This is a genomic window from Kitasatospora sp. NPDC052896, from assembly GCF_044547075.1.
Lineage (GTDB): Bacteria > Actinomycetota > Actinomycetes > Streptomycetales > Streptomycetaceae > Kitasatospora.
Genome location: NZ_JBITZU010000012.1, coordinates 62,319 through 81,053, shown reverse-complemented (window position 1 = coordinate 81,053; position 18,735 = coordinate 62,319). Strand labels below are relative to the sequence as shown.

Sequence of the window (18,735 nt, the reverse complement as noted above, 5' to 3'; positions counted from 1 at the left end):
ACCGACCGCCAGCGAGGAAGCAAGCCATGCACCGGGCCCTGATCGTCATCGATGTGCAGAACGACTTCTGCGAGGGCGGCAGCCTCCCCGTCGCCGGCGGGGCCGAGGTGGCGGCCGCGATCACCGAGCTGGTCGCGACCGCGGCGGACGAGTACGCGCACATCGTGGCCACTCGCGACCACCACGTCGACCCGGGCCCGCACTTCTCCGCCGAGCCCGACTTCCGGACCTCCTGGCCGCCGCACTGCGTGGCCGGCACCGAGGGCGTGGGCTTCCACCCCAACTTCGCCCCCGCCGTGATCTCCGGCGCGATCGAGGCGGTCTTCGACAAGGGCGCCCACTCCGGCGCCTACAGCGGCTTCGAGGGTTTCGACGAGAACGGGAACACGCTCGCCGGCTGGCTGCGGGCCCGCTCGGTCGACGCCGTCGACCTGGTCGGGATCGCCACCGACCACTGCGTGCGGGCCACCGCGCTGGACGCCGTGCGGGAGGGCTTCAGCACCCGGGTGCTGCTCGACCTCACCGCGGGGGTCATGCCCGAGACCACCCGGGACGCGCTGACGGAGCTGCGGGCGGCCGGCGTGGAGCTGACCGGGAGCCCGGTGCTCGGCGGCTAGCGCCTCAGCCCTCGGTCACCAGCAGCTGGACCACGTCCGTCCCGCCGGCCACGAAGGCCTGCCGCAGCTCCTCGCCGACCGCGTCCGGCTCGGCGGCCACCCGGGTGCCGGTCACGTAGACCACCCGGACCCCGAGGTACTCCATCCGGTGCTGGCCCGTGCGCACCCAGGCGGCCTCGCCCTCGCTCACGCAGCGCAGCGCGGAGTCGACCTCCACCGCGACGCCGACCTGCGGCCAGTAGAGGTCCGGGACGGCGACGAAGGTGCCGCCGCGCATCCGCAGCTCCGGGGCGGCCAGCGGGACCGGCAGCAGCCACTCGTCCACCAGCTCGCCGAGCCGGGAGAGCACCGACTGCCTTTCGGAGGCGAGCAGTTCGTCCAGCGCGGCACGGATCCTGGGCATCCCGACCAGGCCGGCCTCGCGCAGCTCGGTGATCAGCTCGCCCACCCTGCAGACCGGCCGCTCGGCGCCGGCGGGCGCGGTGACCGCCTCACCGAGCACCGAGCGCAGCAGTCGCGGGCCGAGCAGCCCGGACTCCAGCACCCCGGACTCCGTCCAGTCGCGCAGCGCGTCGGCCACCGCCCGGGCGATCGGCGCACAGGCCAGCCCGTGCACCTCGCGGGCCTCCAACTCCCTTGCGGTGCGCCGGATCCGGACCTCGCCGACGTCGCGCAGCCGGCGCTGCCGGGGAACCAGCACCTCCACCCCGGTGACCGCCGGCAGCCGGGGCACCGCCGAGAAGCCGTACAGCGCCAGCGCGGCGGCGCCGGTGATCACCGCGCCCTCCCGGCGGTCCGCCTCGCGGCCGTTCTGCTCCGCGTAGAGCAACGCCGCCCACATCCGCTGCTCGGGCGTGGGCAGACCCTCCTGGAGCAGGTAGACCCGGGGCAGCAGGCGCTGCCAGGGGCCTCCGCTGCGACAGTGTCCACTGACCACCCGGGGCGGAACTCCCCGGGCACGCAACTGGCTTGCGGTCACCACGTTCTGCTGACGGCGGGCCAGTTCCTCCAGCGAGGGAGTGGCCGAGGGGATCTGGTAGCTCATGCGACAACCCTCCCCAATCACTCGCTTGCCGCACGCGCAACCTGACGCACCGTTACACAACCGTCGTCAAACCGGGACAGCTCCGCACTAAAGTCGCCATACCCTCACCCGAACGGAGTAATGAGGAGCAAAGCACTTGCGGAAATGCTCAGCCGATTCACCGGGGAACCCGTGACATCCGTCATCCGGGACCGATGACCGCCCGCCCTGCCGGCCGTGCCCGGCCCCCTGACAGACTCGTGCTCACCGGCGGGGCACTGGGTCCGCGACCGGGGGGACGACACGGGGGGAACCACCATGAGCAGCACGTTCGACACCGTCGGGAACGACCGGGCCACCGAGCTCGAGCAGCCGGCCGCCGCGCCGATCAACCTGGACGAGATGAAGCTGCCGGCCTGGTTCTTCGGCTTCGAGGCCGTCTTCGCCTCCGCCTACGACCTGCTCAAGGCCTTCCCGGCGGTCTGGCCGGTGCTGCTGCTCCTGGTCGCGGTCAACATCACGCTCTCGCTCACCCTGCTGCGCAAGCGGATCCGGCTGGCCCGGGCGATGTGGCGCGGCAAGGAGACCCGCAAGGTCGCCATCGGTCTGGTGGCGCTGCGCCTCGGCAGTCACTTCGCGCTCGCCGCGGTCGGCCTCAACGTCACCTCCACCGTGGGGCACCTGGCCTTCGCGGTCGCGATGGGGGCGATCACCGTCGGCCTGCTGGCCCTCACCCAGCGGACCGCGCTGCGCGCGCTGGCCAAGGCCGGCACCGCGGTGTGACCCGGGCCACGCCTCCCTAACACTGCCTCCGGGTCTTTCGCGCCGCACCGATTGCCTACCATCGAGTCATGCCATATGACGAGACATTAGGTCTGAGCGCGGCGCAGTTGCGCCTGGGCCGCCTGCCGGGCTACGTCCGGCGACCGGACCCCGCCCGCCGCGCCGGCGAGCGGGGCTCGACGTACAAGAAGGGGTGGGAGGTCCGCTTCACCGCCCGCAGCGAGGCGGAGATAGCGGAGATCCGGGAGCTGGTGGTGGCCGCCGGATTCGCGCCCGCCAGACCGTTCTTCAAGGGCCAGCAGCTGATCCAGCCGGTGTACGGGATGGCCGCCGCCCAGACCTACCTGGAGGCACGCGAACTGACCGGCGCACCGCTGGCCAGCTGACTATCCGTCAGTCCTGGGTTCCAGGAACTCCAGCCGGTTGCCGAGCTTGTCGAACGCGTAGAACCGGTCGTGGCCGGGGAACTCGTCGTCCCACCGCACCGGGTGCCCGTGCCCCTCCAACCGTGCGGCCAGCTCGCGCAGCCCGCGCACCAGGATTCCCGGGTGCGCCTTGCGGGCCGGGACGAAGTCCGCCTCCACCCCGAGGTGCACCTCGAGACCGCCGCCGCGGAACCAGCAGCCGCCGCGGGCGGCCAGCACGGGCGGCTTGGGCAGCTCGGTCATGCCCAGCACCTCGCCCCAGAACTCCCGGCACTGCGGCTCGGCCCCCGGTGGGACGGCGAGTTGGACGTGGTGCAGGCCCGCGAAGAAATCGTCTCCCATGCTCATGATCGCGACTCTAGCGACCACGAGCCCCGCTGTCCGGGTGTCCGGCGACCGCGGAAGTCGGCCCGGCCGATCCCGCGGTCGCCGATCCCGCGGTCGCCGGTGCCGCGGTCGCCGACGCCGTGACCAGGGCGCGGCGGCAGAGCGAGTCGGCGCGGCGGGTGGTCTCCGGCAGCCGGTAGGCGGGGGTCAGCGCGAGCACGCAGTCGACCGCCTCGGCCAGGCCGATCCGGTGGCCGACCGAGACGAAGACCGGCTTCACCCCGGTCCGGGTGCGCAGCGCGCGGCCCACCTCGGTGCCGTCCGCCCGGTCCAGCAGCGGGGTCCAGGCGCCCCGCTCCGGGGCCGGCGGCCGGTGGTCGAAGCTGAAGGGGGTCTTGGCGACGCCCAGCGTGCGCAGGCCGGTGAGCACCCCGAGGTGGCTGGCCAGGCCGAGCCGGCGGGGGTGGGCCAGCCCGTAGCCGTCGCAGACCACCAGGTCCGGGCGGCGGCCCAGGCCGGCCAGGGCGTCGACCACCGCCGGAAGTTCCCGGAAGGCCAGCAGCCCGGGCAGGTAGGGGAAGGCGATCCGGCCGACCGCGGTGGACTCCTCGACCACCTCCAGGGTGGCCAGGTCGAGCAGCACGGCGGCCGCGGCCACCACGTCCCGTTCGTCGTCGTACGCCACGTCCACCCCCGCGACCAGCGCCGCACCGGTCGGGCCCGGGCCGGTCGGCTCGACCAGGGCCCGCAGCCGCTGCTGTTCGGCGACGGCCTCCCGCTCGGTGCGCGGCCAACCGGCCAGGTCGACAGGGCTGATCCACGGACGTCGGTCGGGCACGGCTCCCCCAGGGCGGACTCACGGCGGACGGTACGGCTGTCGCAGGCCACGGTAGCCCCGGGGCGGACTGCGCGGGGCATGAGCCCGTGCGCCCCTCCGTGCCCCGGCATATGCCCGCTTAGGCTGCACTTACCGAACGGTTCTCCGGGGTAGGAGCAGAGCGGAACCAGCCCGCTGATCCCACGCACCCCCGATCGCGACAGCCCCCCGACGCGCGAAGGACGGACCGCCATGCCGCACTCACTCGCCGCCCGGGTCTGCGCGGGCACCTGCACCGTGGTGGTCACCGCCCTGGTGCTGCTCGCGCTCTCCGGCGCCACCGGGTTCCCCGAGGTGGCGCTGCTGACCCTGCTCTCGGTGGTCGCCGGCACGCTGGTCGCCGCCCTGCCCGGCCGCCGCCGGCCACTCGCCCCCGAGCCGCGGTCGGGCGTCCCCCGGGGGGACTACGCGCGGTCAGGTCACTGAGACCACCACGGTCCTGGCGGCCTTGTCGTGCACGCACTGCCGGTACGGCTTGTCGAAGACCCCGAACAGCCCGTTCACCAGCCACCAGAGCCCGCAGCAGATCACCGCGGGGAGGGTGTAGACGGCCGCTCGGGTCCAACCGGCCGTGTTGCCGGGGCTGCTGCCGTCGGCGAGCATCGCGACCCGGACCTTCATCGCCTTCTTGCCCAACGTCTGGCCGTCCCGGGAGAGCATCAGGCCCTCGTAGACCAGGTAGAGCCCGTAGAAGACCCAGACGCCGTCGGTGTAGCCGTCGGAGTTGCGGAATCCGGTGAACGGCAGGACCACCACGAAGGCGATGACCTGGATGATCACGTAGTCGATCACCCGGGCCAGGATCCGGTTCGGCCAGCTGCCCAGCGGTGGCATCCCGGCCGGTGGTGCGCCGGCCGGCGCACCGTGGCCCGGCTGCTGCCGCGTCGAGTCGTACGGGCTGCCCGGGCGCACGTCGTACGGCGGCGGCGCGCCCGTGCCGTACGGCCCGCCACCGCCGTACGGCTCCGGCCGGGGCGGAGCGGCCTCCGACGGCGGAGGTCCCTCCGGCGGCTGCTGCTTGTCGAACGAGGGCTGGCCGCCCTCCTCCGGCTCGGGGCTTGACGGGTCATGACTGGTCATGCTGTGAGTAGATCACCCGATCTGATGTGATGTGCCGATATTTGGGCCGTTCTGCCGATGGCACGAACCCTCAGCCCGCGACCACCTTCGTCCGGGCCGCCCGGTCCGGCCAGCCGCGCCGGAGCCGGCGGTCGAAGAGCGGTGCGAGCAGACCCACCAGGGTCAGCACGGTCAGCACACCGACCAGGCCGCGGGTCAGCGCCCGGCCCAGTGCCGGGGCGCGGCGGCCGTCCGGGCCGACCACCCGCAGACCGGTCAGCCGCTTGCCGAGGGTGCGGCCGGTCCGCGCGGTCGGCAGCACCTCGTAGAGGAAGCCCGTCACCAGCAGCACCCCGAGCAGCAGCCCGAGCCGGCCGAGCACCGTGCCGTCGAGCACCCAGACCTGCACCGCACGGCCGGTCAGCCGGCTGACCGTGCGGGCCTGGTCCAGCTTGGCCTGGACGTCCGCGACCACGGCCGGCAGCAGCGGCAGCGCCACGCCGGCGGCCACGGCGGCGAAGACCGCGCCGTCCAGCGCCCGGGCCGCCAGTCGCCGACCGAGCCCGGCCACCGGCGGGGCGGCGGGCACGGGCGTCCGCCGCCGGGCCACCGGGACGGGGGAAGTCGGCGGGGGCGACTTCCGGGGCGCGGTCGGGGCCGGTGGCGCGGCCAGGACGGGCGCCGGGGCGGGAGCAGGTACGGGGGTGGGAGCAGGGGCGGGGGCAGGTGCGGGTGCGGGTGCGGGGGCAGGTGCCGGCTCCTCATCGCGCGGCGCCGCGGGCAGGGACCCCCAGGACACCCAGCGCGGCGCGTTCCCGGCCTCCAGCAGCCCCCGCTGCTCGCGCGGGTCCGCCTGCCAGGCCGACGACCCGCCGCCCTCGGTCTCCGGCCCGCGGGTGAAGACCGCGCCCGCCGCGGTCTCGTCCAGGAACACCGGTCCGGTCTCGCCCGTCTCCGGTTCCGCCTCGGCCACCGGCACCACGGGCGGGGGGATGTACCGCGCGTTCGGGCGCGGGCCCGGCCGGGTGGCGAACCGCGGCGGCTCCAGCACCTGCCCGTCCGCCGGGGCGGGCCGGCTGGTCCCGGGCACCCAGCCGGCGCCGTTCCAGTAGCGGACGAAGCCCGGCACCGACGGGTCCGGGTAGTAGCCGGGCGCGGGAACTACGGCGGTCTCCCCGCTGCCGGCCGACGGCTGGTCCGACATTCAGATCAACTCTCCTGTGGGCCTCCGGCGGGCCACACGCCACGTCGCCAGGCAGTCACAAAGGGTAGTACCTTCGCGCCCGCCCGGGCGGCACTTGCCGATTCCCGGGACAGCCGGCATCCCGGGCCGGTTGGCTGTCCGTCGACGGCTGCCCACGTCCGGCCGCCCACCCCCGCCGCCCGGCCCACGTCCACCGGCGCGCACCCCGAGCGCGCGCGCCGCCGCCCGCACGCCCCACCGCCGCCCGTGCACACCGATTCCCGTCCGGCTCCCACCCGGCCCCGAAAAGGTGTGTAAGAGCCGCCCGGCAGCGGTCTCTCCACGGGTGAAAGGCAGCCGAGCAGAGCAGAGAGGAACCGATCATGGACCGTCGGCCGAGCGTGGTCGAGCACGAGCTCGACCTCAACCTGGTGGTCTCCCCCGAGCACAGCGTGCCGGTCCCGGCCCGGCTCTCGTACGGGACGCACGACCCCTACGCCGTGCACATCACCTTCCACCTGGACACCGGCACCCCGGTGACCTGGGTGTTCTCCCGCGAGCTGCTGGTCGAGGGGACGTTCCGGCCGTGCGGGCAGGGCGACGTGCGGATCTGGCCGACCAGGGCCGGCCGGCGCAGCGTGCTCTGCCTGGCGCTCGCCTCGCCGGCCGGCGACGCGCTGCTGGAGGCGCCGCTGCCGGCCGTGGCCGGCTGGCTGGAGCAGACCCACCGGCTGGTGCCGCCCGGCGGCGAGCTGGGCGTGCTGGACCTCGACGGCTCGCTCGCCGAGCTGCTGGCGTGAGAGCGGCGGCGAGCCGTCAGCGCGGGACGGGGACGGGCCGCCCGTCCTCGACCGGCAGCCGCTGCCCGGGCAGCCGCACCAGCGGCTCGCCCGCGGCCCGCCGGCGGGCCCGGATCCGCAGCGCGGCGACGGCCAGGAAGCAGAGCCCGATCCACGGGTACATCCCGGCCGGGATCTGCTTCAGCAGGTTCATCTGCAGGTTGGTGATGCCCTTGTGCGGCACCAGCCACATCGAGAAGGAGCAGAAGCCGACCAGCGTCAGGCCCAGGATCACCCGCCAGCGCCGCCGCCGGGACATCGCCGGCCGCGAACGCTCGTACGAGGCCTCCGCCGCCAGCAGCACCAGGATCGGCACGCACCACACCCAGTGGTGGGTCCAGCTGATCGGCGAGATCAGCAGCGCGGTGACCGCGGCGCAGCAGACCCCCCAGGCCTCCGCGCGCGGCAGCCAGCGCCCGCTGCGGTGGGCCCAGGCCGCCACCGCCAGCCCGGCCACCGCGACCAGCGCGGCGGCGGCGACGGCCGGCAGGCCCGGGTTGGCGTGGTGCAGGAACCGGGCGGCGACGCCGCGCAGCGACTGGTTGTCGACGATCTCGGTCTTGCCGACCCGCGAGGAGTCGTAGAGGTACTTGGTCCAGAAGCCCCAGGTCGCGCCGGGCAGCGCGACCGCGCCCAGGGCGAAGGTGGCCAGGAAGGTGAAGCCGGCCACCAGGGCCGCCCGGACCCGTCCGGTGAGCAGCAGGTAGACCGCGAACAGGCCGGGCGTGAGCTTGATCCCGGCGGCGATCCCGATCCCGACGCCCTTCCACCGGTGGCCGTCCTGCCGGGTGAGGTCCCAGAGCACCAGGCAGAGCAGCGCGAGGTTGATCTGGCCGTAGCGCAGCGTGGTGAAGACCGGCTCCAGCCAGACGCCCAGCCCGGCCACCAGCACCACGCCCACCGGCCGGACCTCCCGGCGCGGCCAGCCGACCAGCCGGAACGACAGCAGCGCGGTCAGCCCGAGCAGCAGCACGTTGCCGGCGGTGATCGCCACCCGCAGGAAGCCCACCGGGAACCAGCTGGAGGGCAGGAAGAGCATCGCCGCGAACGGCGGGTAGGTGGCCGGCAGGTTCCACTGGGTGACGCGCAGCGCGTAGAGGTCGTGGCCGTTGGCCACCGCGGCGCCCTCGGCCCGGTAGACCATCATGTCGACCATCGAGGTTCCGATGAAGTGCCGCACCACCGCGTAGAGCAGCAGCGAGACGCCCGCCACCAGGCAGGCGATCCGCAGCTGCCGGCGGGGGGCCTCGCGGACCGCGCGGACCGCGTCCGTCACGGGTCGGCGCCAGGCCGGCTCCGCCGGGGGAACGCGGGCCGGTTCGGCCTGCGCCGTCCGCCGGTCCTGTTGCACCGTTGTCACTGCCTGCTCCGTCCGCCGGTCGGTCGACCAGCAATCGACCATACCGGAGTGCTCCTCAACCGGCCCCCGCTGCGCAGGACCGATCACCGTCCCCTACCGCCCGTCACGTCCCGCCCACGGCCGCGGCCCAGCCGGCGGGCCGGGGCCGGCGGGGCGCCGCCACCGGTGCCCAGCCGCAGCCGGACCTCCGCTCCGCCGAGCGCCTCCGAGCGGCCGAGCGCCAGGTCACCGCCGGTGGCCTCGGCGAGCTTGCGGGCGATGTCCAGGCCGAGCCCGGTCGAGCCCGGCCCGCCCTCGCCGCCGCCGCGCCGCAGCGCCGCCGCCGGGTCGGCGAATCCCGGTCCGGCGTCGCCGACCAGCACGGTCACCGCGTTCTCGGTGGCCAGCACGTCCACCGAGAACGCGGTGCCCATCGCGGTGTGCCGGAAGACGTTGCCGAGCAGCGCGTCCAGCGCGGCGGCCAGGTCGGCGCGCGGGACCGGGACCGGAGTCGGTGCCCGGGCCCCGGAGAGCTGCCAGGCCCGGTCCTCGTCCTCGGCCAGCGCGGACCAGAAGGCGACCCGGTCCCGGATCACCTCGGCGGCGTCGCAGCCCACCGCGACGGCGGGGCCCGCGGCCGGCGCCCGGCGGGCCGAGCGGATGATCTGGTCCACCTCGCGCTCCAGCTGGGAGACCGCGTGCCGGGTCGCCTCGGCGGCGTCGCCCTCGCCGAGCGAGGCGGCGTTCAGCCGCAGCACGGTGAGCGGGGTGCGCAGCCGGTGCGACAGGTCGGCGGCCAGCTCACGCTCCGCGGCCAGCAGGTGCACCACCCGGTCGGCCATCGCGTTGAACGCCGCCGCGGCCTCCCGCAGCTCGGCCGGGCTGCCCTCGGCCCGCGGCCCGTCCACCGGGAGCCGGACGGCCAGGTCGCCGGCGCCCAGCGAGCGGGCGGCGGCGGCCAGCCGGCGGGCCGAGGCGACCAGCCGGGCGCCCATCCGGTCGGCCACCAGCACCGCGATCGCCACCAGGCCGAGCGCGACCAGCGAGAGCACCAGCCAGGCGGTCCGCACGCCGCGGGTCAGGTCGCCGTCGGCGACGTACACCTCGACCACGGCGGTCCGGGTGGTGTCCACCGCCACCGGCTGCAGCAGGGCGTAGCCGCCCGGCACCCGGACGGTCAGCGAACGCCCCTCGCCGCTCGCCCGGGCGACGTCCGGGCCGGCCGCCCGCGCCTGGCCGATCACCGGTCCGGGCGCGGCCGGCCCGGCGGCCGGGGCCGGGGTGCCCGGGCCGCCCGCCGTACTCGCCACCAGCGGCCCGGCGGCCTTCGGCGCCGGCAGGTGGACCGCGATCCGCCCCCGGGCGCCCGCGTCCGTGCTGGCCACCGCCCGGGCCAGCGCGCCCTGGTCGGTGGTGATCGCCAGCGCCGGGCCGAGCGCGGCGGCCTGCCGGTCGGCCTGCATGAAGGACCGCTCGCGGGCGGTCTTCTGCACCATCAGTCCGAGCGGGATGAGGAAGGCCAGCGCCACCATGGTGGTGCCGGCCACCGCCGCCTTGACCAGTGCCCAGCGCAACGACTCGCCGCCGCGGGCCGGCTCACCGGCCGCTCTCACGGCCGCGACTCCAGGCCGGCCGGGGCCGGCGGCTCCAGCCGGACGCCGACGCCGCGCACGGTGTAGAGGTAGCGCGGGTTGGAGGCGGTCTCGCCGAGCTTGCGGCGCAGCCAGGAGAGGTGCACGTCGATGGTCTGGTCACCGCCGTAGGTCTGCCGCCAGACCTCGGCCAGGATCTCCCGGCGCGGCACCACCACGCCGGGCCGGGCGGCCAGGAAGGCCAGCAGGTCGAACTCGCGGCGGGTCAGGTCGAGCGGCCTCCCGTCCAGTTCGGCCTCCCGCCGCTGGACGTCGATCGCCAGCCCGCCGACCCGCAGCAGCGGCGTGGGAGCGACCGGGCCGGCGGCGCCGAGCCGGCGCAGCACCGCGGCCATCCGGGCCGTCAGGTGCTCCCCGGAGAACGGCTTGACCAGGTAGTCGTCCGCGCCGTCGTTGAGCAGCCGGACGATCTCGGCCTCGTCGTCCCGCGCGGTGGAGACGATCACCGGGACGTTGGTGACCCCGCGGATCATCTTCAGCGCCTCGCCGCCGTCCAGGTCGGGCAGTCCGAGGTCGAGGATCACCAGGTCGCAGCCGACCTGGGCGACCTCGCGCAGCGCCTCCAGCGCCGTGCCGACGCTGCGGACCGCGTGACCGGACTCGGCCAGGTGCCGGATCAGGGCGGAGCGTACGAGCGGGTCGTCCTCGACGACGAGCACAGTTGCCATGGCCCTGCACGCTACGGCATTCAGGATTTTCCCAGGAAGCCCGTCCCCGGCCCCCCGGGGTGCCCGCCCTGCCGCTTCGACGATGCGGCAGGATGGGTGGACGATGCGAAGCGGACTGGTTCAGACGGGCGCCTGGGCCGCGGCCACCGGCGCCGCGGTGCTGCTGTCCTGGCTGGGCGTCAGCAGCGTGCTCTCCGACTCCGCGTTCGGGCCGGCCCGGACGCTACCGCTGCCCTCCGTGGCGGTGCAGAGCCTGGGCGTCGCGGTGTCGGCGACGGCCGGTGGGCCGACCCCGGCCAAGCCGTCCTCCCCGCCCGCCCGGCGCGGTGCCGGCCCGGAGCCGGGGCGGCCGGCCGTCGGTGTCGGCCACCCCGCCGCCCCGAGCCCGCCGGCGCCCGGCCCGTCCGCCACCGGCGGCCGGCCGCCGGGCCCGACGGCGTCCCCGAGCCCGACCGTCAGTCAGTCCCCGGTCCCCGGTGCCACCGGCACCGCCGACCCGGACGATCCCGACGGCCCCGACGATCCGTTCTTCCCCGGCGATCCCGGGGACCCGGACGACCCGGGCATCCCGGACGGTCAGTCGCCCGACCCGACCGCGGTGCACAGCTACCTGGTGCCCGGCGGCCGGGTGGCCCTGGACGTGGGCACGGACTCCGCCGACCTGGTCTCGGCCGCGCCCGACGGCGGCTGGCAGATGCAGGTCTGGCACGGCGACGAGTGGCTCCGGATCGACTTCTCCCGCGGCGACGACGCCGACTCGGTCTACGTGACCTGGAACGGCCACCCGCCGGCCGTGCAGACCGTGGTCCGTTAGGACCTGCCCGGAAGGATCCGCCGGACGGGACCCGGGGCCGCGGCGTGGCGGGCAGTCGTTACAGGTTGCCGCGCCTCTCCTGCTCGCGCTCGATCGCCTCGAAGAGCGCCTTGAAGTTGCCCTTGCCGAAGCCCATCGAGCCGTGCCGCTCGATCATCTCGAAGAAGACGGTCGGCCGGTCCTGCACCGGCTTGGTGAAGATCTGCAGCAGGTAGCCGTCCTCGTCGCGGTCGGCCAGGATCTTCAGCTCGCGCAGCTCCTCGATCGGCACCCGGGTGTCGCCGACCCACTCGCCGAGCGTGTCGTAGTAGCTGTCCGGGGTGTCCAGGAACTCCACGCCCGCCGCCCGCATCTGCCGCACCGTGTGCACGATGTCGTTGGTGGCCAGCGCGATGTGCTGGACGCCCGGGCCGCCGTAGAACTCCAGGTACTCGTCGATCTGCGACTTCTTCTTGGCGATGGCCGGCTCGTTGAGCGGGAACTTCACCTTGCGGGTGCCGTCGGCGACCACCTTGGACATCAGCGCGGAGTACTCGGTGGCGATGTCGTCGCCGACGAACTCCTTCATGTTGGTGAAGCCCATGACCCGGTTGTAGAACTCGACCCACTCGTTCATCCTGCCGAGCTCGACGTTGCCCACGCAGTGGTCGATGGCCTGGAAGTTGCGCTTCTTCACCGGCTCGACGATCGGCTCGCGGGCCACGTAGCCGGGCAGGTAGGGGCCGGCGTAGCCGGAGCGGTCCACCAGGGTGTGCCGGGTCTGCCCGTAGGTGGCGATCGCGGCCAGCACCACGGTGCCGTGCTCGTCCTTCACCTCGTGCGGCGCGGCCAGGCCGGTCGCACCGTGGGCGACCGCGTACTCGTACGCGGCGTGGACGTCCGGCACCTCGATGGCGAGGTCGACCACGCCGTCACCGTGCTCGGCGACGTGCTGGTCCAGGAACCGGCCGCGCTCGCTGGTCGCCTTGACCACGGAGGTGAAGACGAACCGGGCGCCGCCCGACTCCAGGACGTACGAGGCCAGCTCGCGGGAGCCGGTCTCCGGGCCGGCGTACGCGACGCAACGCATCCCGAAGGCGGTGGAGTAGTAGTGCGCGGCCTGCTTGGCGTTGCCGACGGCGAACTCGACCGCGTCCATCCCCTTCACCGGGAAGGGATCGGCCTTGCCCGCGTGCGCGGGGACGGACTGAGCGGCGGTATCGGTCATGACGGCCTCCCTGTAGGGCGTGGGACCTCGACGCGCCCCCGGGTGTGGGGCGTTGCCCCCGCGGCTCGGTGTGGGGCCCGGCCCACGGGGTTGCTGTGGGGAGAGCGTCGGCCCGATCACCTCGTTGCGCAACTGTTCCGGATTGCTCTGGTCAAGCTGTGCCGTCCGGCCGGACAATACCGGGGCGTGCTGTACACATTGCCCAGCGATCCGCCCGGTGCACCGCCCGGCGTGCGGACCCGCGGGCGTTGCCCAGTGAGAGCGAGGCCAGGATGACCGCCCCGACACGCTCCCCCATCGACCCGCTGGACGGCCGGCTGATCGCACTGCTGGCCGAGGAGCCGCGGATCGGCGTGCTGGAGTGCTCGCGCCGGCTCCAGGTGGCCCGCGGCACCGTGCAGGCCCGGCTGGACCGGCTGCAGGCCCGCGGGGTGATCGGCGGCTTCGGGCCGGAGGTGGAGCCGGCCGCGCTGGGATACCCGGTCACCGCGTTCGCCACCCTGGAGATCTCGCAGGGGCAGGGCGCGGACGTCCGCACCCACCTGGCGGGCGTCCCCGAGGTGCTGGAGCTGCACACCATCACCGGCCAGGGCGACATGCTCTGCCGGATCGTCGCCCGGTCCAACGCCGACCTGCAACGGGTGATCGACCGGGTGGTCGGCTTCGACGGGATCGTCCGGGCGTCCACCGCGATCGCGCTGGAGAACCCGGTGCCGTACCGGGTGCTGCCGCTGGTCGCCCAGGCGGCCGCCGAGGGCGCGGTGACGGCCGAGCCCTGACGGGCCTCAGCAGCTCGGGACGGTCCCGCCGTGCTCCAGCTCCCCGAGCGCGCGCAGCGAGTCGAGCAACGTGTTCACCGGGACCAGCCGCAGCCCGGGCGGGGTGTTCACCTTGGCGTCCGAGCACTCGGCACGCGGCACCAGGAACACCGTGGCGCCGTCCCGGGCCGCCGCCCAGGTCTTCAGCGCGACCCCGCCGACCGCGCCGATGGAACCGTTGTCGTCGATGGTGCCGGTGCCCGCGATGTTGCGGCCATCGGTCAGGTCCCCGCCCTTGCCGTCGCCGACCAGCTTGTCGATGATCGCCAGGCTCATCATCTGACCGCCACTGGGCCCGCCGATGTCGCCCAGGTCCACCGAGACCTTGACCTGGTCCGGCGAGAGGTGCAGGTAGTTCAGCGCCGCCGTGGTCGCGCTGTCCTGTGCCTGGGTCATCTGCTGGGCGCTGACCTGGTTCGCCTGGGTCGCGTTGGTCTGCGGGTAGACCGCCTCCCGCGGCAGCACGGCCACCTTCGGGTTCAGCCAGGCGGCCAGCGCCTGCTCCAGGCTGATCGACACCGTCGGCCCGTCCGCCCTGATCGTCACCACCCGCAGCGCCCCGGTGGTCTGCCGCACCGGCGCCCCGGTGATGCTGAGCACCCGGGCGCCCTCGTAGCTGCCGAGCGCGTTGGCGGTGTCGCCCGGCCAGGTGCGGGTGTAGGGCAGCGCGACGGTCGTCGACACGGCGAGGAACCCGGCCAGCACGACGGCGCACAGCGCCAACGCCCGGCGCCTGGGGGTGAACACGGACGGCTTCCGGGCGGCCGGCGGCTCGGCGGCGGCTTCGGGCTTCGAGGCGACAGACACAAGGGCATCCAAACACACCGGCACACACCCGCGCCGCGCGCGGACCAGCCCGGACCTGATCAGCGCAGGGCGTCCGCCACCTCGGTGGCCGCCTCCACCACCCGCGGTCCGACCCGCTCGGGTACCAACCCGTTGAGCATCACCACGCCGACGCTGCCCTCGATCCCGCTCAGCCCGAGCAGCGCGGCGGCGGCCCCGCTGGCGCCGGACTGCTCCTCCGCGCGAGTGATCACGAACCCCTGTTCGGGCCGGCGCTGGTTGGGGAAGTTGCGGGCCTCCAGGATGGCCCGGCCGGCCGCGCTCTCGTCCAGCGGGTGGCGCAGCCCGGTCCGGTACGCGACGTGGAAGTCGGTCCAGCTCGGCTCGACCACCGCGACCGCCAGCGCCTCGCTGCCGTCCACCAGGGTCAGGTGCGCGGTCGCGCCGAGATCCTCGGCCAGGCTGCGCAGCGCGGGCAGCGCGGCCTCCCGGAGCAGCGGGTGCACCCGGTGCGCGAGCCGCAGCACGCCGAGGCCCACCCGGGCCCGGCCGCCGATGTCGCGCCGGACCAGGCCGTGCTGTTCCAGGGTGGCCAGCAGCCGGTAGACGACGGTGCGGTTGACGGCGAGCCGGGCGGCCAGCTCGGTCACCGTCAGGCCGCGCTCGGAGTCGGCGAGCAGCTTGAGCACCCGCACGCCGCGGTCAAGGGTCTGGGAGGTCTCGGCGGTCACGACACGCATTCCTTTCCGCGGCGACCATCGGCGCCGGCGGGCTGCCGGGGCCTTGGCGGAGTGTCGCGCGCAGGGGTGATGGACGCGGGAGGACCGGCTGCGTCGTCATTGGCACACGCGGCTCCTCAGCACTCCGTTCGGAGGTCGTGCCTTCGAGAGCGCGTGGGGGAAAAGTAGTAACTGATTCGCCCGGGGGGAAGTGGTTGTCCAAAATTCGGTCATGATCGGTGTCTCCGATTCGGACGAATTCCGACAATAGCCACTATTCCCACGGCGTCCGGGCGGCCGCGGCGGCGGCGGTCGTCCGGAGTTCGGACAATCGCCGCCGGGCGCCACGGCTCAACGCGCTGCCCACTCCTTGACCCGGGCGATCCGGGCCTTCAACTGGTTGGCGGTGGCCTGCGCGGTCAGCGGGCCGCCACACTCCCGGCGCAGCTCGTTGTGGATCGTCCCGTGCGGCTGGTTGGTGCGGTGGTGCCAGGCCGCGACCAGCGTGTTCAGTTCCTTGCGCAGCTCGCGCAGCTCCTGGTGGGTCACCACCGGGCGCTGGTCGGCGGGGAGTTCGAGCAGGTCGGCCTCCTCGGCCGGCCTGGTCCTGGAGCGCTGGATCTGCCGGTGCTGGCGCTTCTGCAGCAGCATGTGCACCTGGTCCGGCTCCAGCAGACCCGGGATGCCGAGGTAGTCCTCCTCCTCCTCGCTGCCCGGGTGCGCCTGCATGCCGAATTCCATGGCGTTGTAGAGCACCCGGTCGAAGACCGCGTCCGAGCCCAGCGCCTCGTAGCTGAACTCCTCGCCGCCGGCGCCGTCCGGGCCGTCGTTGGCCCGTTCGGCCTCGGCGAGCAGCCGGTCCTCCTCGTCGAAGAGGCCCTCCTCGCCCTCCTTCTTCGGGCGGTCCAGCACGTGGTCGCGCTGCAGCTCCATCTCGTTGGCGAAGCCGAGCAGCATCGGCACCGAGGGCAGGAAGACCGACGCCGTCTCGCCGCGCTTGCGGGCCCGCACGAAGCGGCCGACCGCCTGCGCGAAGAAGAGCGGGGTGGAGATCGAGGTGGCGTAGACGCCGACGGCCAGGCGCGGGACGTCGACGCCCTCGGACACCATCCGGACCGCGACCATCCAGCGGTCGTCACCGGCCGAGAAGTCGGAGATCCGCTGGGACGCCTCGGTCTCGTCGGAGAGCACCAGGGTCGCCTTGTGCCCGGTGATCTCGCGGATCTGCTTGGCGTAGGCGCGGGCGGCGGTCTGGTCGCTGGCGATCACCAGGCCGCCGGCGTCCGGGATCGCCTTGCGGACCTCGGTGAGCCGCTTGTCGGCGGCGCGCAGCACGTTCGGGATCCACTCGCCCTGCGGGGCCAGCGCGGTGCGCCAGGCCTGGGCGATCAGGTCCTTGGTCATCGGCTCGCCGAGCCGCGCCTCCAGCTCGTCGCCGGACTTGGTGCGCCAGCGCATGTTGCCGCTGTAGGAGAGGAAGATCACCGGGCGGACGACGTGGTCGGCGAGCGCGTGGCCGTAGCCGTAGGTGTAGTCGGCGACCGACTTCCGCAGCCCGTCGGTGTCCTCGGCGTACTGGACGAACGGGATCGGGTTGGTGTCCGAGCGGAACGGCGTCCCGGTCAGCGCGAGCCGCCGGGTGGCCGGCTCGAACGCCTCGAAGCAGGCCTCGCCCCAGGACTTCGAGTCACCGGCGTGGTGGATCTCGTCCATGATCACCAGGGTCTTGCGGGCCTCGGTGCGGTTGCGGTGCAGCATCGGGTTGACCCCGACGCCCGCGTAGGTCACCACGATGCCGTGGTAGTCCCGGGACAGCGGACCCGACGAGTAGGCCGGGTCCAGCCGGATGCCTATCCGGGCCGCGGCCTCGGCCCACTGCTTCTTCAGGTGCTCGGTCGGTGCGACCACGGTGACCTGCTGCACCAGGTGGTTGTGCAGCAGGTACGAGGCCAGGGTGAGGGCGAAGGTGGTCTTCCCGGCGCCGGGGGTCGCGACGGCCAGGAAGTCCCGCGGCTGCTTCTCGATGTACTTGTCCAGCGCCCCCTGCTGCCAGGCCCGCAGCTTGCCCGCGGTTCCCCACGGGGCGCGGCCGGGGAAGGCCGGGGAGAGGTGGTGGGAGCCGGCCGGGCCGGCGGTGGCGCGCACCGACGCCTGCGACTCGGCGGCATCCGAGAAGAGCGGCGACATGGCGGAAGAGGCGGCAGTACTCACGGTCTCCCAGAGGGATCGTCGCAGGTCAGGGCCGTAACATCGACCCACCCGGCAGGCGGACGGCGGTCGGACAACCCGCCTAGCCTACCGGGCCGCCCCCTCCCCCGAGGCCCGACACGGGCCGCCCGACCGCCTCGGGACGACGTGACCGGGATCACTCCCGCACCACGCACGACCGGCGTAAGAGTCCGCCCCCCGCGCGCTCTCCTCCCCCGAAAGCCCCACCGCCGTTCCCAGTCGAGGAGGCCCCGTGCCCAGCGCCGTCGTCGAGCAGGTCGTGCCCGCCAGTCTGATCCTCTCCACCCGTACCTCGGCCGAGCTGCGGGTGACGCTGCGCTACCGGGCGGCGGATCCGCTCGCGGTCCGGCTGCTCTTCCCCGCCGAGTACTCGCTGGACGAGCCGACCGGACCGGTCGGGGCGGACGGGCCGGAGGGCGTCGAGTGGGTCTTCGCCCGCCAGCTGCTGGCGGCCGGACTGGAGCTGCCGTCCGGGCTCGGCGACGTACGGCTCCGACCCTCGCACGGGCGGCACGTCCTGATCGAGTTGCACGCCCCCGAGGGGGTGGCGCTGCTCCGGTTCGGCGCGCTGGAACTGCGGCGCTTCCTGTGGCGCAGCCACCTGGCCGTCCCCGAGGGCCGGGAGCACCGGCACCTCGACCCCGACCGCGCCCTCGCGGAACTGCTGCGCTGAGGACTCCTCCGCCGGGGGGCGAGCGCGGGTGCGCTCCCGCTACGCCCGCCGACTGCCGGTCAGGTGGGCGTAGACCACCACGTTGCCCCGGTAGCCCTCGCCCTCGGTGTAGCCGCCGCCGCAGGTGATCAGGCGCAGCTCGGGGTCGCGGGCCTGCCCGAAGACCTGCCGGTCGGGGAAGGCGGTCTTGGGGTACACCTCGATGGCGTCCGCGAGGAAGTACGCGGTGCTGCCGTCCCGCCGGGCCACGTCGATCCGGTCGCCGCGGTGCAGGGCGCCCAGCCCGTAGAAGACGGCCGGTCCGCTCGCGATGTCCACGTGTCCGACCAGCAGCGCGGTACCGGTCTGCCCGGGTGTCACGCCGTCCCGGTACCAGCCGGCCAGGTTGCGCTGGTCGTCCGGCGGGGTGGCCAGGTGCCCCCCGGTGTCCAGGCCGACGCCGGTCACCGGGGCGTCCACGTCGAGTGCCGGGATCCGGACCCGGGTCGGGGCGGAGGCCTTCATCGGGATGCCGGTCAGCGCGTGCCGGGACGGCCCGGCGCCCAGGGCCTCGGCGACGGACGGGGTGGGCGGCAGGCCGCCCGTGCTGCCGTCGTGCACCAGCCAGGCGCCCAGCACCAGCGCCGCGGCCAGCGCCGGTGTGCCCAGCCGGCGACCGCTCTGCCCGCTCACGCGCACTCCCATCGGTTCGGCCCG

The 18,735-nt window shown here is 74.3% G+C and carries 21 protein-coding genes; 8 read left to right on the top strand and 13 right to left on the bottom strand.

The genetic code is table 11. The annotated features are described in order from the left end of the window. Nucleotides 1-26: 26 nt before the first annotated feature. Nucleotides 27-617 carry an isochorismatase family protein gene (locus ACIGXM_RS23345; protein WP_396563868.1) on the top strand — a complete coding sequence of 197 codons (591 nt, stop codon included), beginning with the start codon at nucleotides 27-29 and terminating at the stop codon, nucleotides 615-617. A 4-nt stretch (nucleotides 618-621) separates the two neighbouring features. On the opposite strand, the gene ACIGXM_RS23340 is transcribed toward ACIGXM_RS23345, so the two are convergent. Then, nucleotides 622-1,662 (bottom strand): hypothetical protein, encoded by a 1,041-nt coding sequence (locus ACIGXM_RS23340; protein WP_396563866.1) that lies wholly within the window; start codon nucleotides 1,660-1,662, stop codon nucleotides 622-624. 297 nt (nucleotides 1,663-1,959) lie between these two features. On the opposite strand from ACIGXM_RS23340, the gene ACIGXM_RS23335 reads away from it, so the two are divergent. Both ACIGXM_RS23335 and ACIGXM_RS23330 read left to right on the top strand, forming a co-directional pair. Further along, on the top strand, nucleotides 1,960-2,424 hold the full coding sequence (locus tag ACIGXM_RS23335; RefSeq protein ID WP_396563864.1) for a hypothetical protein: 465 nt from the start codon (nucleotides 1,960-1,962) through the stop codon (nucleotides 2,422-2,424). Between the two features lie 68 nt (nucleotides 2,425-2,492). Beyond that, nucleotides 2,493-2,810 (top strand): hypothetical protein, encoded by a 318-nt coding sequence (locus ACIGXM_RS23330; RefSeq protein ID WP_396563862.1) that lies wholly within the window; start codon nucleotides 2,493-2,495, stop codon nucleotides 2,808-2,810. On the opposite strand, the gene ACIGXM_RS23325 is transcribed toward ACIGXM_RS23330, so the two are convergent. After that, on the bottom strand, nucleotides 2,811-3,197 hold the full coding sequence (locus ACIGXM_RS23325) for a glyoxalase (protein WP_396563860.1): 387 nt from the start codon (nucleotides 3,195-3,197) through the stop codon (nucleotides 2,811-2,813). A 10-nt stretch (nucleotides 3,198-3,207) separates the two neighbouring features. Continuing rightward, nucleotides 3,208-4,014, bottom strand: a complete 807-nt coding sequence (locus ACIGXM_RS23320) for an endonuclease V (protein ID WP_396563858.1) — start codon at nucleotides 4,012-4,014, stop codon at nucleotides 3,208-3,210. 231 nt (nucleotides 4,015-4,245) lie between these two features. Between ACIGXM_RS23320 and ACIGXM_RS23315 the strand changes: the two genes are divergently transcribed. Beyond that, the gene (locus ACIGXM_RS23315; protein ID WP_396563856.1) at nucleotides 4,246-4,479 is read left to right on the top strand and encodes a hypothetical protein; all 234 of its coding nucleotides are present in this window, start codon (nucleotides 4,246-4,248) and stop codon (nucleotides 4,477-4,479) included. Here the strand turns inward: ACIGXM_RS23315 and ACIGXM_RS23310 are convergent. Then, nucleotides 4,468-5,133 (bottom strand): RDD family protein, encoded by a 666-nt coding sequence (locus tag ACIGXM_RS23310; RefSeq protein ID WP_396563854.1) that lies wholly within the window; start codon nucleotides 5,131-5,133, stop codon nucleotides 4,468-4,470. The two genes, ACIGXM_RS23315 and ACIGXM_RS23310, sit on opposite strands and share 12 nt — an antisense overlap. A gap of 70 nt (nucleotides 5,134-5,203) precedes the next feature. After that, nucleotides 5,204-6,316 carry an RDD family protein gene (locus ACIGXM_RS23305; protein WP_396563852.1) on the bottom strand — a complete coding sequence of 371 codons (1,113 nt, stop codon included), beginning with the start codon at nucleotides 6,314-6,316 and terminating at the stop codon, nucleotides 5,204-5,206. A gap of 362 nt (nucleotides 6,317-6,678) precedes the next feature. Between ACIGXM_RS23305 and ACIGXM_RS23300 the strand changes: the two genes are divergently transcribed. Further along, nucleotides 6,679-7,095, top strand: a complete 417-nt coding sequence (locus ACIGXM_RS23300; RefSeq protein WP_396563850.1) for an SsgA family sporulation/cell division regulator — start codon at nucleotides 6,679-6,681, stop codon at nucleotides 7,093-7,095. A gap of 16 nt (nucleotides 7,096-7,111) precedes the next feature. On the opposite strand, the gene ACIGXM_RS23295 is transcribed toward ACIGXM_RS23300, so the two are convergent. From ACIGXM_RS23295 to ACIGXM_RS23285, 3 genes are all read right to left on the bottom strand, one after another. After that, a complete protein-coding gene (locus ACIGXM_RS23295; protein ID WP_396563848.1) occupies nucleotides 7,112-8,494 on the bottom strand; it encodes a glycosyltransferase 87 family protein in 1,383 nt (460 codons plus the stop codon). An 83-nt stretch (nucleotides 8,495-8,577) separates the two neighbouring features. Next, nucleotides 8,578-10,047, bottom strand: coding sequence for a sensor histidine kinase (locus ACIGXM_RS23290; protein ID WP_396564038.1), 1,470 nt, complete (start codon nucleotides 10,045-10,047; stop codon nucleotides 8,578-8,580). 35 nt (nucleotides 10,048-10,082) lie between these two features. Then, nucleotides 10,083-10,793 (bottom strand): response regulator transcription factor, encoded by a 711-nt coding sequence (locus ACIGXM_RS23285; protein ID WP_396563846.1) that lies wholly within the window; start codon nucleotides 10,791-10,793, stop codon nucleotides 10,083-10,085. A gap of 103 nt (nucleotides 10,794-10,896) precedes the next feature. On the opposite strand from ACIGXM_RS23285, the gene ACIGXM_RS23280 reads away from it, so the two are divergent. Further along, the gene (locus tag ACIGXM_RS23280; protein ID WP_396563844.1) at nucleotides 10,897-11,607 is read left to right on the top strand and encodes a hypothetical protein; all 711 of its coding nucleotides are present in this window, start codon (nucleotides 10,897-10,899) and stop codon (nucleotides 11,605-11,607) included. Nucleotides 11,608-11,665: 58 nt separating this feature from the next. Here the strand turns inward: ACIGXM_RS23280 and hppD are convergent, their stop codons facing one another. Continuing rightward, nucleotides 11,666-12,814 carry a 4-hydroxyphenylpyruvate dioxygenase gene (hppD, locus tag ACIGXM_RS23275; RefSeq protein ID WP_396563842.1) on the bottom strand — a complete coding sequence of 383 codons (1,149 nt, stop codon included), beginning with the start codon at nucleotides 12,812-12,814 and terminating at the stop codon, nucleotides 11,666-11,668. 272 nt (nucleotides 12,815-13,086) lie between these two features. Here hppD and ACIGXM_RS23270 point away from each other — a divergent pair, with 272 nt between their 5' ends. Then, nucleotides 13,087-13,593, top strand: coding sequence for an Lrp/AsnC family transcriptional regulator (locus ACIGXM_RS23270; protein WP_396563840.1), 507 nt, complete (start codon nucleotides 13,087-13,089; stop codon nucleotides 13,591-13,593). A gap of 6 nt (nucleotides 13,594-13,599) precedes the next feature. Here ACIGXM_RS23270 and ACIGXM_RS23265 read toward each other — a convergent pair whose 3' ends face one another. The 3 genes from ACIGXM_RS23265 to ACIGXM_RS23255 all read right to left on the bottom strand — a co-directional run bounded on the left by ACIGXM_RS23265 (nucleotide 13,600) and on the right by ACIGXM_RS23255 (nucleotide 17,324). Then, nucleotides 13,600-14,439 carry a S16 family serine protease gene (locus ACIGXM_RS23265; protein WP_396563839.1) on the bottom strand — a complete coding sequence of 280 codons (840 nt, stop codon included), beginning with the start codon at nucleotides 14,437-14,439 and terminating at the stop codon, nucleotides 13,600-13,602. A gap of 59 nt (nucleotides 14,440-14,498) precedes the next feature. Beyond that, the gene (locus tag ACIGXM_RS23260; RefSeq protein WP_396563837.1) at nucleotides 14,499-15,149 is read right to left on the bottom strand and encodes an IclR family transcriptional regulator; all 651 of its coding nucleotides are present in this window, start codon (nucleotides 15,147-15,149) and stop codon (nucleotides 14,499-14,501) included. A 339-nt stretch (nucleotides 15,150-15,488) separates the two neighbouring features. Beyond that, a complete protein-coding gene (locus ACIGXM_RS23255; RefSeq protein WP_396564036.1) occupies nucleotides 15,489-17,324 on the bottom strand; it encodes a DEAD/DEAH box helicase in 1,836 nt (611 codons plus the stop codon). Nucleotides 17,325-17,598: 274 nt separating this feature from the next. Between ACIGXM_RS23255 and ACIGXM_RS23250 the strand changes: the two genes are divergently transcribed. Next, complete coding sequence (locus tag ACIGXM_RS23250; protein ID WP_396563836.1) at nucleotides 17,599-18,039, top strand: SsgA family sporulation/cell division regulator; 441 nt, start codon at nucleotides 17,599-17,601, stop codon at nucleotides 18,037-18,039. Nucleotides 18,040-18,078: 39 nt separating this feature from the next. On the opposite strand, the gene ACIGXM_RS23245 is transcribed toward ACIGXM_RS23250, so the two are convergent. Continuing rightward, entirely contained in the window at nucleotides 18,079-18,723 is a 645-nt protein-coding gene (locus tag ACIGXM_RS23245; RefSeq protein WP_396563834.1) for a class F sortase, read from the bottom strand. Nucleotides 18,724-18,735 lie beyond the last annotated feature (12 nt).